This window comes from Nocardia iowensis (assembly GCF_019222765.1).
Taxonomy (GTDB): Bacteria; Actinomycetota; Actinomycetes; order Mycobacteriales; family Mycobacteriaceae; genus Nocardia; species Nocardia iowensis.
Window position 1 is genome coordinate 2,515,366 of sequence record NZ_CP078145.1, and the last position, 12,734, is coordinate 2,528,099.

A 12,734-nucleotide genomic window follows, 5' to 3' on the forward strand; every position below is an offset into this window, starting at 1 on the left:
CCCCCGAATGGTCAGCGGTCGCAACCGCGAGCGAATAGGTCGGCGCCTAGTTTACGGCGTCGCAGGGAACACTATCCCGCTGGTACGCGGGGTTTCATCTCGAGCGGGACGCATATCACCGGTAATGCGGGTTGCCGCCAGTTTTCCGGACAGCAGCGTCGTCGGCACGCCGACCCCCGGGGTGGTGCCACAACCGGCGATAACTACGTTGTCGCTGGTGCGCGGAAAATTGCGCGTGCGGAATGGTCCGGTCTGCCGGAAGAGGTGGGCCGCGGAGAACGGAGTACCGGCAAGCATGCCCTGATCCCGCCAGGTTTGCGGGGTATCGAGATGGTCGACGGTGAAATGCGCGGCGATGCCGCGATAGCCGCGAACTTCCAGCACACCCAAGAGTTCGCGCAGATAGGCGGGGCCGATGCGGGGCCAATCCAAGGGGGCGGCGTCGAGATTGGGGCAGGGGGCGAGCAAGGAAAACGGTTCGTGCTGTCCGTCGGCGCGGGTGATGTAGAGGCCGGGGTCGGTGAGCGCGGGGCGGGTCAGCAACAGCGACGGGTCGCTCATCAACCGGCCCCGCCGGCCCGCGATCTCGGCGAACGTCTGGTCCCACGCCTCGCCGAATTCGATGGTGTGGTGCGCCTGGACGGGCCAGGTCCGCGCGATCTCGGCAGGCACCGTGCCATGCGCGACGACCGCCGAGGGTGCGGCCCGCAGGCCACGGCGCCGACGCACGCCGAACCGATCGATGGACCCGAGGTCGACGGTCAGTACCAGTGCGTCGCAGTCGAACCGGCGCCCGTCCGCGGTGCGTACTCGTTCGGCGCGCCGCCTCGCGTAGTGCACCCCGGTCACCTCGGTGCCCAGCTCCAGCGTGCCGCCCGCCGCCGTGAACGCCTCGGCCATGGCCTCCGCGATGGCCCGCATGCCGCCCTCGGGGAAGTAGACGCCGAGCGAGGTGTCCATGTGCGGGATCGCACCGTACACCGCGAGCGCCTCGGCGGGCGGCAGGCCCGCGTAGAGCGCCTGGAAGGTGAACAGCCGGGCCAGCCGCGGATCGTCGAGGAACCGCCCGACCCGGGGGCCGAGCTTGCCGAATCCGCCGAGCCGCAGCAAAGCCGCCAGCGCCCTTCGCTTTTCGGGCACCCGGATCATGTCCAGCGGCGAATCGAAGTTGGTGTCCATGAAATCGGTGAATTCCGCCGCGTAGATCCGCGCCAGCCAGTCCCGCAGCCGCCGGTAGCCGCGTGCCTGGTCCGGTCCGCAGGCCAGCGCGATCTCCTCGGCCATGGCTTCGGGGTCGGCGAACACGCGGATGGTGGCGCCGTCGGCGAATTTCGCGTGATAGCTGGGGGCCAGCTGATGGATGCGAAGGGCGGGCTTGCACGTCTCCGGCGTCCGGCCGACCGCGGCCAAGGCGTCGGTGATCAGTTCGGGCAGCGTCAACACGGTTGCGCCGGAATCGATCTCGTAATCCGGGCCCTGGTAGCGACCGACCCGCCCACCCGGATGATCGGCCCGCTCGAGCAGCGTGACCTTGCGCCCCGCACCGGTGAGATACAGCGCGGCGGACAGCCCCGCCAGTCCGGCACCGACCACGACGATGCGATCCGTCGGTCCGGCAACGGTTTTCACCGGACGGGCGGCGCCGCGCCTGGCTTGACCGGGCATCGCGACCGGTATTCCCCGGACGAGCAGGTAGCGATCGTTCGGTCCGGCAGCGTCTTTCATACGGTTCTCCTCTTCGCGGCACGCATCGGACCGGCGCCGACGTCGACCAGGGGTACCCGACCGGCCGGTGCCGCAACCACTTTCACGCGGCGCGTTTGGTCGCCGCCAAGGCCATGGCGCGTAACTGCTCCTTCGCGCCCGGGGTCGCGGCGCTGGTTTCGATGGCGGCCAGTCCCGCGTCGGTGAGCTCGGTGATCCGGCGCTCCACCTCGTCCACCGCGCCCAGTTCGGTGAGCACCGCGCGCAACCGCGCCACCTCGTCCGGACCGAGGTCGGTGCCGATGCTGGTGCGCAGCAGCTTCGCCGCGGCCGGATCGGTCTGGTCGGCGCGCCGCAGCGCCTCGGCGAGCAGCACGGTGCGCTTGCCTTCGCGCAGGTCGTCGCCGGACGGTTTGCCGGTGACGGCGGGATCGCCGAACACGCCGAGCAGGTCGTCGCGCAGTTGGAAGGCGATGCCGATATCGGTGCCGAACGTGCGGTAGGCGTCGACCAGGTCCGCGTCGGCGTCGGCGATGGCCGCGCCGAGGTGCAGCGGGCGTTCGACGGTGTAGGCGGCGGTCTTGTACCGGTTGATCCGCAGCGCGGCCTCGACCGATTCGTCGCCGCCCGCCTCGCCGTTGATGTCGAGCAGCTGGCCGCCGAGCACCTCGGTGCGCATGCCCGCCCACACCGGCGCGAACCGCGCGATGGCCGCCGGGTCGAGCCCGGAGGCGTGCACCATGTCGTCGGCCCAGGCCAGCGCCAGGTCGCCGACCAGGATCGCGACGCTGGCGCCGAAGTGCGCGGCGTCACCCGCCCAGCCGCGGTCGCGGTGGCGCTGTTCGAAGTCGACGTGCACGGTGGGGAAGCGGCGGCGGGTGCGCGAGGAATCGATGATGTCGTCGTGGATCAGTGCGCACGCTTGGACGAGCTCCAGCGCCGAGCACGCGGTGAGCACCGCGTCGGCTTCCGCGCTGTCGGCATCGCCGCCCGCACCGAGCCAGCCGGTCCAGGCGAACGCGGGCCTGGTGCGCTTGCCGCCGCGCAGCACGAACAGCTGCAATGCGTCGGCGGCCTCGACGAAGACCGGTCCCAGCTCCTCGACGGTCCGGCGGCGGGAAGCGAAGAAGCTGGTCAGCGCGCCTTCAACGGCGGCGACAAAGGCCGGGGTGCCCGGCTGCGGTGCGATCAGCTCGGCCGCCGAGGTGCGGTGAGGCGTCTGGGTACCGGGTCCGGCGGACAGGGGAGCCTCCAAAATCGTGGTGGACGCGTGGTGCCCGGGCACGGTCTATCGGATGTGGCCCGGTGTGGTCTGGTCCGAAGAATACGCGGGCGGTGGGAACGACCCGTCAGGGCTGCCGCCGGTCACCACTACACTGAATCGGTGACTTTCGACAATGCGCGGGGACGATCGACCCCAGGCCGTCCGCCCCGGACGCACCCGGACGTCTCTGGAACACCCTCGGTTGTGCAGAGTCTGCGGGCCCATTCGGGTGCCGCCGTGCCGTTCTCCGTGGAGTTCAATCCGCCGCGTGACGCCGCCGCCGAGGCGCGCCTCTGGCGTGCCGTCCGCCAATTCGAGCGGATGCATCCCGCGTTCGTCTCGATGACCTACGGCGCGGGCGGCTCGACCCGCGACCGCACCGTGCGGGTCACCGGCGCGCTGGCGCAGGAGACCACGCTGCTGCCGGTGGCGCATCTGACCGCCGTCGAGCACAGCCTGGCCGAGTTGCGCTCGCTGGTCGGCGCCTACGCCGATTCGGGCATCCGCAACATCCTGGTGCTGCGCGGTGATCCGCCCGGTGATCCGCTCGGCGAGTGGCACCAGCATCCCGAGGGCGTCGCCTACGCCGAGGAACTGGTGCGCATCGTGCGCGACCTCGGCGACTTCCACGTCGGCGTCGCCTCGTTCCCGCAGGGTCACCACCGCTCACCCGACCTGGACTCCGACACCGCCTTCCTGGCCGCGAAACTGCGTGCGGGCGCGGAGTATTCGATCACCCAGATGTTCTTCGACGTCGAGCACTACCTGCGGCTGCGTGATCGGATCGCGAAGTTCGACCCGATCGAGGGCGCCAAGCCGATCATCCCCGAGCTGATGCCGATCACCTCGCTGCGCACCGTGGCCAGGGCCGAGGAACTGTGCGGCCGTGCGCTGCCCGCGTCGGTACTCGACCGGCTGAACAAGGCCGCGGGCGACGCACCCGACGGGAACCAGGCCGCGGTGCGCGAGGTCGGCATCGAGATCGCCACCGAGATGGCGCAGCGGCTGATCGACGAGGGCGCCCCCTGCCTGCACTTCATCACGCTGAACTTCGCCAAGGCGACCACCGAGGTGCTCACCAACCTCGGTTACGGCGTCACCGCGGCCCCGATGAGCGCGTAAGTCACCTACCGGCGCGTGCCTTTTGGTTTCTCCTGCCGGTGATTCGGTGCGCGGGAAGCCGAAAGATGCGCGGCTACCAGCCCGGCGCGCCCGCGAGTGGGACGTTGACGTAGCTGGGCGTCGATGGGTCCAGTTGCAGGTGTTGGGGTTTGAGCTCGGTGGCGTCCAGCATGGGGCGGATGGGCAGGCCCTTTGGGTAGTTGCCCGCGAAGATGTCGATCCGAAGCCGGTGTCCGGGTTGCAAAATCGCGTCGGTGGCGGCGAGGCCGAGGTCGAGCTGGGTGGGCTCGCCGGGGACAGCGGGCTGTCGGGCGGCCAGGGACAGTAGCGGATACGGATCGGTGTAAGCCCCGTCGGGCGACCGGCGGCTTTTGCCTTCGTCGACGGCGCGCATCGAGGTCAGCAGCTGACCGGTGCTCAGCGTGACCGAACGGCCATCGGGGGCAACATCGTTCAGCGTCGCGGTCCAGTAGCCGTCGGTGGCGTCGTGCACGGTGTTCAAATGCACCGAGATCGGTCCGGAGATCGTTGTCGGCTCGGCCACCGGCGGGCTGGTGAAGGTGAGCCCGCTGAGTTCCTGCACCCTGGCGTCCTTGCCGCAGCCGGTGAAGACCAGGAGGCCCGCGGTGCCCTGAACCGAGTCGGCCGAGCACAGGCTGGCAAGGCCGGGGGCGACGGTGAGTCGCGTCGTCTCGGAAGTGGGTGCGGTGGTGAGGGTTCCGTCGTGCACGCTGGTGCTGGTGGTGCCGCTCGGCGTCGCGGCGAGGTACAGCCGCCGGTGGCTCGCAGCCGGCCGGGGGAACTGCTCGGCGCTGGTCCAGCCGCCGCCCTGCTGCCACATCGTCACCGGCCCGTAGCTGTCGATGCCGTTGTCGATGCCCTTGAGCCACTTGTCGAACCACACGCGCTGCAGCACATCGATGCGGGGTGGCTCGCCGGACTTGCCGCGCATGTCGAAGCCCGCGTTCACGTGGTAGCTGTTGCCCATGATCAGCTGCTTCTGCCCGGGCGGCAGCGGAATGTCCTGGTAGATCCGGGGTTCCCCGTTCACGAAGTTGTCGTGCCAGCCGCCGATCACCAAGGTGGGTACGGTGATGCGTTCGGGATGCCCGAGCCAGGCCTGGCGGATCGGACTCGCCGGATCGAGTACCTGCTCCAGTTGCGGGGGAATTGCGTCGAAGGAATTGGTGGTCATCGTCTGAATCCCGACGTCCATGAACGACATCGGGCTGGCCAGCCGATCGGCGAGCCACTGCGTGTCGAATCTGCCTTGCAGCAGCGACATGAGGTCCGGCATCAGCTTGGCCGCGTTGACCGCCAGCAGGTAGGGGAGCAGGATGCCGATGGCCGCGCCGCCCGGGGCGATCATGTCGCGCACCAGATCGTTGCCCGGAACCACCGGCACGATGGCTTTCAGTGCGGGCGGCTGCTTTTCGGCCGCCTGTACCTGGTTGATTCCCGAATAAGAGGCACCGGTCATGCCGATGTTGCCGTCCGACCACGGCTGGGCGGCTGCCCAGGCGATGACTTCCGGGGTGTCCTGCTGGTCCTTTGGCCCCCACGGTTCCCAGATCCCTTGGGAGAAGCCGGTTCCCCGCACATCTACGACGACCTGGGTGTAGCCGCTGCGAACCAGGTTGGGGTCCACTGCGAAAGCGCGCCCGAACCCGCCACCCGCCACCCGCGTGGCGTCGGTCAGGGCTTCCAATGGCGTGCCGGGCAACTCGAAGTCGCGAAGGAATCCGACCACCGCGTCCGAGAGCACCGGTATGGACAGCGCGGTTTGCGCGATCATCGACAACAGCTTCGTGTAAGGCGTCAGGTTCACGATGGTCGGCAGTGGCGTCGCGACCGGACCGTTCGCGTCCGCCGGGCGGTACACATTCGCCTTCAGCACCGTGCCGTCGCTCATCGTGATCGGCACATCCCACTCGATGTGCATAGACGGATACCGCTGCGGCCCATCGTGCAGCGCCGTCCACTCCGCCGCGCCCTCGGGTGCCGCCGGTGCGCCGGGCGCCACCAGCAGCTGTGAAACCGCGAGCAGGGCGAGCGCTCCGACGAACCAGCGGGTTCCCCGGCGGGCAGCGGTATTCCTCATCCACATCCTCCGTCATCTGATCGAGCGGAAATATACATGCAGGGATGTATGTTTCGTGAGGGATTCCGGAAAGCATGCCGATTTCGGAAAGCTCGCCGTGTCGGTATCGCCGGGTCAGGGGTTCCGCGATACCGACACGGCGAGCTCATCCGCTGGCCTCGGCGCTGTAACGGTGGCCGCCGCCGTGACTCAGGCGGCGCGGGCCGCGCGCAGTCCCCATGCCTCGGCGAGCAGACGGTGCGATGCCAACCGGTCGGCGTGCCGGTGGGTGACGCTGGTGACCAGGAGTTCGTCGGCGCCGGTGACGTGCTGCAGTGCTGCCAGCCGCTCGACGACAGTGCCAGGCGCGCCGACGAATTGGGTGGCCAGGCGGTCGGCGACGAGGCGGTGCTGCTCCGGGGTCAGCGGGGTGGCGGTGGCCGGGTCGAGGTAGTCGGCGGCGCCCGCTCCGCTGCGGATGCTGTGCACCCAGTGGCCGTAGGTGGCGGCGAGGCGGTGCGCGGCGGCGTCGTCACCGGCGACGACCACATCCGCCGAGACCACCACGTACGGCTCGGCCAGCCGATCGGACGGGCGGAAGGCCGTGCGGTAGGCATCGACGGCGTCCAGGGCGGTACCGGGGGACACGTGATAGGCCGCCACGAACGGCAGCCCGAGCTGACCGGCGAGCACCGCGCTCTCGCCACCCGAGCTGCCGAACAACCACAGCTCCACCTGTGCGCCCTCGCCCGGAACGGCATGCAGGGCAACACCTTCCGGGCTCACGAAGTGCCCGCCGAGCAGCGCGCGCACCTCGTCGACCTGTTCGGCGAAGTCCAGCGGCTGCGCGCCGCGCTGTTGCAGCGCGCTGATCGAGGCGAGGAACTTGGAGCGGTCGGCGATCCGGCCCGGATCGAACGGCGGCGGAACCACCACGCCGTCTCGGATGGTGGTCCGCCCGGTGGCCGTGTCGACCTTGGGGTGACTGCCCTTCGGGTGCGACGGTTCCGATCCGTACTGGCTGCGGCGATGGCCCGACCGGCCGAGCCCGAGGTCGAGGCGGCCCGGATACAGCGCGTCGATGGTGCCGAATGCTTCCACGATCGACGCCGAGGTGTGGTGGCCGACCTGAACGGCCGCCGACCCCACCCGAATTCGCGAAGTGGCCGCCGCGACCAGTCCGATCAACGTGATCGACGCGGAACTGGCCACCGAGACGAAGTGGTGCTCGGCGAGCCAATAACGGTGGTAGCCCCACTGTTCCGCGTGCTGCGCGAGATCGATGGTGTTGCGCAACGCCTGCTGCGCGGTGGATCCGGCGCTGATCGGGGACAGATCGAGGATCGATAGTGGGACCGTCATGAATTCCTCCCCAGCCGTGGATGCTGTTCGCCCGCTTCGATGGCCACCCGCAGCCGGTTTTCCGCGGGCGCGAGCGGGCAGGTCGCGAAATCGGTGAAAGCGCAGGGCAGATTCGCCGCGCGATTGAAGTCGAGGCGCACCGTGCCGTGCGCGTCCGGCGGGCCGACGGCGAGCGAGCGCGCCGCCGGATAGGTGGTGATACCGCTCGTGGCGTCGGTGAACAGCAGTCGAAGGTCGGCGGGATCGCCGAACGCGATGACTCGCTCGGTGGCCTCGCCGATGCTGAATTCGATGGTGCCCGAGGCGGTGTGGTGGTGCTCGAGTCCGTCGATCACCGCACCGGTGGTCACCGCACGCGGCTCGTCGAACGGGGTGAACCGGCCTGGCACGACCCAGCGCGGGTCGGGTGCGTAGCTGGGAATGCCGTCGAAACTCAGCAGCGTCGGCGCGGCCGGATCGTGCACCCGTACCCCGTACCGGCCGGTGCGGCGGATCACCTCGAGCACCCGATGCTCGTGCCGCACACTGAGTCCCGGCGCACCCTCGGCGGGCTTGATGATCTGCACGCCCGCGATGCCGACGCCGTCGAACGTCAAACGGTCGGCGGGCTGTGCGGTGATGAACACCTTGTTGTCGGTGACCCACCAGGTGCCGGGCAGGTCGGGCAGCCGCTCGGGTTGGTCGGTGAGCCAATGCAATCCGGTCAGGCTGAGGAAGCCGAGCGGGTCGCGCAGCTGCTCTTCCCTGGCGTGCTGCCACCGGGCCCACTCGGTTTCGAAAACGGTGCTGATGCTGGTTGTCATGACGCTCGTGCTCCTTCGTTGGCGGTGGTGTGCCGGTGCGGATGGCGTAGACCGAGGTGGTCGCGCAGGGTGGTGCCGCGGTATTCGGTGCGGAAGCTGCCGCGCTCCTGCAGTTCGGGGACGACCCGGTCGACGAATTCGTCCAGCCCGCCCGGGGTGAGGTGCGGGACGAGGATGAATCCGTCACTGGCGTCGGCCTGGACATAGGTGTCGATCTGCTCGGCGACCGCGGCGGGCGTGCCGACGAACTGCTGGCGCGCGGTGACCTCGATGATCAGCTCACGGATGCTGAGTTTTTCGGCCTCGGCCTTGGCGCGCCACGCTTCGGCGACGGCGCGCGGGTCCTTGGCGTGGCGCACCCGGCCGCGGGTGATGGTGACATTGTCGGTCGGTTCGACGTCGGGCAGCGGGCCGTCCGGGTCGTAGCCGGAAAGGTCACGGCCCCAGACCTGTTCGAGGAAGGCGATGGCGGTCTGCGGGCCGACCTGCTGTCGCCGGATGTGGCGGGCGCGGTCCTCGGCGTCCTGCGCGCTGTCGCCGAGCACGAAGGTGGCTGCTGGAAGGATCTTCAGCTCGTCCGGCGTCCGGCCGTATTTCACCAGCCTGCCCTTGACGTCGGCGTAGAAGCGTTGTCCGGCCTCCAGCGTGCCGTGGCCGGTGAAGATCGCGTCGGCGGCAGCGGCCCCGAACTCACGGCCGTCGTCGGAATCACCCGCCTGCAACAACACGGGGTGCCCCTGCGGGCTCGGGGGCAGCACGAACCGGCCCGCGATGTCGAATTGGGTACCGCGGTGCCGGGTTTCGGGTATCTCGCGGGCGAACACCCCGGCGGCTCGATCGATGACCAGTGTGTCGGCGGCCCAGCTGTTCCACAGCTTGCGGGTCACCTCGACGACCTCCGCGGCGCGCTGGTAGCGCTGACCGTGCTCGAGATAACCGCCGCGGCGGAAGTTTTCGCCGGTGAACGCGTCGGAGGAGGTGACGACGTTCCAGGCCGCGCGACCGCCGGACAGGTGATCCAGTGAGGCGAACTGCTTGGCCAGTTCGAACGGCTCGTTGTAGGTGCTGTTGATGGTGCCCGCGAGGCCGAGTTTGTCGGTCACCCCGGCCAACGCGTTGAGCACGGTGAAGGTGTCCGGCCTGCCGACTACGTCCAGGTCGTGGATGCGCCCGAGGTGTTCGCGCAGCCGCAGACCCTCGGCCAGGAAGAAGAAGTCGAACAGGCCGCGTTCCGCGGTCTTCGCCAGATGCACGAACGATTCGAAGTCGACCTGGCTCTTGGACGCCGGATCGGCCCAGACGGTGGTGTTGTTGACCCCGGGGAAGTGGGCCGCGAGGTGGATGCGCTTGCGTGGTTTGCCGGTCACGACGCTGTCCCTTCGTTGATCGTGGTGCGGTCGGTGTAGCGGCTGACCGGTCGAGGCAGGCCGAGACGATCGCGCAATGTGCCGCCGGAGTGCGGTTCGCGTGCCAATACGCCGAGGTGACGCACCGCGGCCGGTACCGCGAGCGGGCGGAGTACGACACCGTCGGCGGCACCGGAAGTTTCGATGGTGGTCAGCAATTCGCGCAGCGCTGCCGGAGTACCGATGTGGCGCAGGCTGGTCGGGGCGGCCGGCTCGGCGAACGCCGCCGCCCACCGGTCGAGCTGAACCACTTCATCGTTCGCCGCGGCCGCTGAATCGGCCAGGTGGAGGTCGATGTCGAGCAAGACGAGCACCGAATCGGGGTCGCGATCAGCGGCCAGTACGGCCGTGCGCAGCGCGGTACGCTTGGCACGCGCCGAATCGAGATCGCCTGCGGCAACGCGGATCAGATCGCCGCGTTGCACCGCTACCGCCGTACTCGCGTCGTCCTCCGCACGCACCGCGATGATCGATTGCCCCTGCGGGGAACGCGGCGTGATCGACGGCCCACGCACCGAGAAATTGTCCCCGGCGAAGTCGATGTAGTGCAGCTTGTCCCGGTCGATGAAGCGCCCGGTGGGCACATCACGGATCTCCGCGTCGTCCTCCCAGCTGTCCCACAGCCGGGTGACCACCTCGATCGCCTCGTCCGCCTCGTGCCACAGCGACGCCGCGTCCTGCGCGCTCTTCCGCCCGAATGCCCGTGCCTGCTCGGCCCCCTCGGAGACGGTGACCTCCCAGCCCGCGCGCCCTAGCGTGGCGAAATCCAGACTCTGGATGGCCTTGGCCAGATGGAACGGCTCGGTGTGTGTCACGGGCGCCTGCGGCAGCAGCCCGATGCGCCGGGTAGCCGCCGCCACCCGCGCGGCGATCGCCACCGCGTCGAGCCTGCCGCGCTCGGCGCCGGGCCCACCGGGCTGCAATCCGAACGAGTCGGGCACGAATACCGCGTCGACACCGGCGTTTTCGGCTGCCGTGCTGACATCGACCCAGTAGGCACCGGTGAACAGATCCTCGGCCCGCGAGTCCGCTCGCCGCCACGACGCCGGATGCACGCCCGTCCCGGCGAGTTCCACCGCCACAAAGAAGTCGGAATCGGCCATCAGTAGGTTTCCTTCCAGTCGAGGCACTGCCGTGCCGCCGGGTGGCTGCCGGTGCCCGCGGCGTCGGGTGCGAAAAACAGCGCGTGCTGCCATAGGGCTGCGGCGGCGGAGTGCTCGGGCGCGCGCAGGTGCGTGCGCCACCAGCGTTTCGCCATGGCGGGCAGCGATGGGGCCTGCTCCGGTCGGCTCCGGCAGCACGCGCGCCGGTCGGTGCGGACGAGTATCCGGCTGTGCCGGTAGGTCGGATCCGACATCAGGATGGTCCTTTCGCGACGGCGTGGGTGGGGATGGCCGACAACAGCTCACGGGTGTATTCGTGCTGCGGGTTGCCGAAAATCTCTGCGGTGGGCCCGGATTCGACGATGCGTCCGTGCCGCATGACCGCCACGTGATCGCTGATCCGGCGGACCACCGCGAGGTCGTGCGAGATGAACAGGTAACTCAGCGCGAGTTCGGCTTGCAGCCGGTCGAGCAGCTCCAAAATCTGGGCCTGGACCGAGGCGTCGAGGGCGGAGACCGGTTCGTCCAGCACCAGCAGGTCCGGGTGCAGGGCGAGGGCGCGGGCGATGGCGACGCGCTGGCGTTGTCCGCCGGACAGTTCCGCGGGGCGGCGTTGCGCGAAGTGCTCCGGCAGCGCCACCTGTCCGAGCAGTTCGGCGACCCGCGCCTGCCTGGCCGCGCGATCGCCGACGCCATAGGCGCGCAATGGTTCCGCGATGATGGTGCCAACCCGCCACCGTGGATCCAGCGACGAATACGGGTTCTGATACACCACCTGGAACCGCTTGCGCAGCGCCCGCAGCCGCGATCCGCGGACCCGGGTCAGCTCGTGCCCGTCGAACGTGACGCGTCCGCTGTCGGGCTCGGTGAGCCGCAGCGCGATTCGCGCCGTCGTCGACTTACCGGAACCGGATTCGCCTACCAGCGACAGGGTTTCGCCGCGCCCGAGTTCGAAGCCGACGCCGGCGACCGCCGTCACCGACCCGCCCGCCTGCGCGCGGAAACGCTTGCGCACCTCGCGCAGCGCGAGCAGTGGGGCACCCGTACGCGGCTTCGGTGTCCGGTAGGCGCCCGCGGGCGCCAGGCTCGGTGACGCCGCGAGCAGCCGCTTCGTGTACGGATGGCGCGGCTCGGTCAGCACGGTCGCGGTCGGTCCGCTCTCCACGATCTCACCGCCGCTCAAGACGACAATCCGATCCGCACGCTCGGCGGCCACCGCGAGATCGTGCGTGATCAGCAGCACCGCGGTGCCGTTGGCCGCGATCTGGGTCGCCAGCTGATCGAGCACCCGGCGCGCCACCGTGGCGTCCAGCGCACTGGTCGGCTCGTCCGCGATCACCAGCTCCGGTTGGCAGGCCAGCGCGGACGCGATGAGCACCCGCTGCCGTTGCCCGCCCGACAGCTCATGCGGGTACTGCACCTCCCGCAGTTCCGGCCGATCCAGTCCGGCATCGGCCAGCAGCTCGACCGCACGCCCGCGCGCCGACCGGCGGTCGGCCAACCGGTGCACCACCAGCGCCTCGGCCACCTGGTCGCCGACGCGCCGTACCGGATTCAGCGACAACCCGGGATCCTGCGGCACGAAGCCGATCCGGGCACCACGCAGCTGCCGCAAAGCTCGTTCGGAGCGTGTATCGATGACCTGCCCGTCGAAGGCGATCGTCCCGGCGGTGATTTCGGCATTCGCCCCGAGCAGGCCGATCACCGCCTGCGCGAGAGTCGACTTGCCCGAGCCGGATTCGCCGACGAGCGCCACCACTTCGCCCCGCGACACACTCAGCGACACCCCGGCCAATGCGGTGACCGGGCCGGAGTCGGTCCGGTAACGGACGCGGAGGTTGTCGATCCGCAACAGCGGACCGGTTGCCCGAGACGGAGAAGTGGTCATGG

At 69.6% G+C, this 12,734-nt stretch carries 10 protein-coding genes; 1 reads left to right on the top strand and 9 read right to left on the bottom strand.

Annotation, left to right across the window (positions count from 1 at the left end):
- Window positions 1–51: 51 nt before the first annotated feature.
- Both crtI and KV110_RS11580 read right to left on the bottom strand, forming a co-directional pair.
- Window positions 52–1,665, bottom strand: a complete 1,614-nt coding sequence (gene crtI / locus KV110_RS11575; protein ID WP_218478369.1) for a phytoene desaturase family protein — start codon at window positions 1,663–1,665, stop codon at window positions 52–54.
- Window positions 1,666–1,807: 142 nt separating this feature from the next.
- The gene (locus tag KV110_RS11580; protein ID WP_218478370.1) at window positions 1,808–2,959 is read right to left on the bottom strand and encodes a polyprenyl synthetase family protein; all 1,152 of its coding nucleotides are present in this window, start codon (window positions 2,957–2,959) and stop codon (window positions 1,808–1,810) included.
- Window positions 2,960–3,088: 129 nt separating this feature from the next.
- Here KV110_RS11580 and KV110_RS11585 point away from each other — a divergent pair, with 129 nt between their 5' ends.
- Window positions 3,089–4,090, top strand: a complete 1,002-nt coding sequence (locus tag KV110_RS11585) for a methylenetetrahydrofolate reductase (RefSeq protein WP_218475816.1) — start codon at window positions 3,089–3,091, stop codon at window positions 4,088–4,090.
- A 73-nt stretch (window positions 4,091–4,163) separates the two neighbouring features.
- On the opposite strand, the gene KV110_RS11590 is transcribed toward KV110_RS11585, so the two are convergent.
- The 7 genes from KV110_RS11590 to KV110_RS11620 all read right to left on the bottom strand — a co-directional run bounded on the left by KV110_RS11590 (window position 4,164) and on the right by KV110_RS11620 (window position 12,732).
- Window positions 4,164–6,191, bottom strand: a complete 2,028-nt coding sequence (locus tag KV110_RS11590; RefSeq protein WP_218475818.1) for a CocE/NonD family hydrolase — start codon at window positions 6,189–6,191, stop codon at window positions 4,164–4,166.
- Window positions 6,192–6,380: 189 nt separating this feature from the next.
- Window positions 6,381–7,532: an LLM class flavin-dependent oxidoreductase gene (locus KV110_RS11595; RefSeq protein WP_218475820.1), complete on the bottom strand. Its 1,152-nt coding sequence runs from the start codon at window positions 7,530–7,532 to the stop codon at window positions 6,381–6,383.
- On the bottom strand, window positions 7,529–8,335 hold the full coding sequence (locus KV110_RS11600) for a DUF1684 domain-containing protein (protein WP_218475822.1): 807 nt from the start codon (window positions 8,333–8,335) through the stop codon (window positions 7,529–7,531). The genes KV110_RS11595 and KV110_RS11600 overlap by 4 nt, the downstream gene beginning before the upstream one ends.
- Window positions 8,332–9,702, bottom strand: coding sequence for an NtaA/DmoA family FMN-dependent monooxygenase (locus tag KV110_RS11605; protein WP_218475824.1), 1,371 nt, complete (start codon window positions 9,700–9,702; stop codon window positions 8,332–8,334). Before KV110_RS11605 ends, KV110_RS11600 begins: the two co-directional genes overlap by 4 nt.
- Window positions 9,699–10,844, bottom strand: a complete 1,146-nt coding sequence (locus KV110_RS11610; RefSeq protein ID WP_218475826.1) for an LLM class flavin-dependent oxidoreductase — start codon at window positions 10,842–10,844, stop codon at window positions 9,699–9,701. The genes KV110_RS11605 and KV110_RS11610 overlap by 4 nt, the downstream gene beginning before the upstream one ends.
- Window positions 10,844–11,098: a hypothetical protein gene (locus KV110_RS11615; protein ID WP_218475828.1), complete on the bottom strand. Its 255-nt coding sequence runs from the start codon at window positions 11,096–11,098 to the stop codon at window positions 10,844–10,846. Before KV110_RS11615 ends, KV110_RS11610 begins: the two co-directional genes overlap by 1 nt.
- Window positions 11,098–12,732, bottom strand: coding sequence for a dipeptide ABC transporter ATP-binding protein (locus tag KV110_RS11620; protein WP_218475830.1), 1,635 nt, complete (start codon window positions 12,730–12,732; stop codon window positions 11,098–11,100). The genes KV110_RS11615 and KV110_RS11620 overlap by 1 nt, the downstream gene beginning before the upstream one ends.
- Window positions 12,733–12,734: the final 2 nt, after the last annotated feature.

Coding starts and splice junctions, on each gene's coding strand:
- crtI (WP_218478369.1), bottom strand. CDS start 1,665: ATGCCCGGTCAAGCCAGGCGCGGCGCCGCCCGTCCGGTGAAAACCGTT.
- KV110_RS11590 (WP_218475818.1), bottom strand. CDS start 6,191: ATGAGGAATACCGCTGCCCGCCGGGGAACCCGCTGGTTCGTCGGAGCG.
- KV110_RS11595 (WP_218475820.1), bottom strand. CDS start 7,532: ATGACGGTCCCACTATCGATCCTCGATCTGTCCCCGATCAGCGCCGGA.
- KV110_RS11600 (WP_218475822.1), bottom strand. CDS start 8,335: ATGACAACCAGCATCAGCACCGTTTTCGAAACCGAGTGGGCCCGGTGG.
- KV110_RS11610 (WP_218475826.1), bottom strand. CDS start 10,844: ATGGCCGATTCCGACTTCTTTGTGGCGGTGGAACTCGCCGGGACGGGC.
- KV110_RS11615 (WP_218475828.1), bottom strand. CDS start 11,098: ATGTCGGATCCGACCTACCGGCACAGCCGGATACTCGTCCGCACCGAC.
- KV110_RS11620 (WP_218475830.1), bottom strand. CDS start 12,732: ATGACCACTTCTCCGTCTCGGGCAACCGGTCCGCTGTTGCGGATCGAC.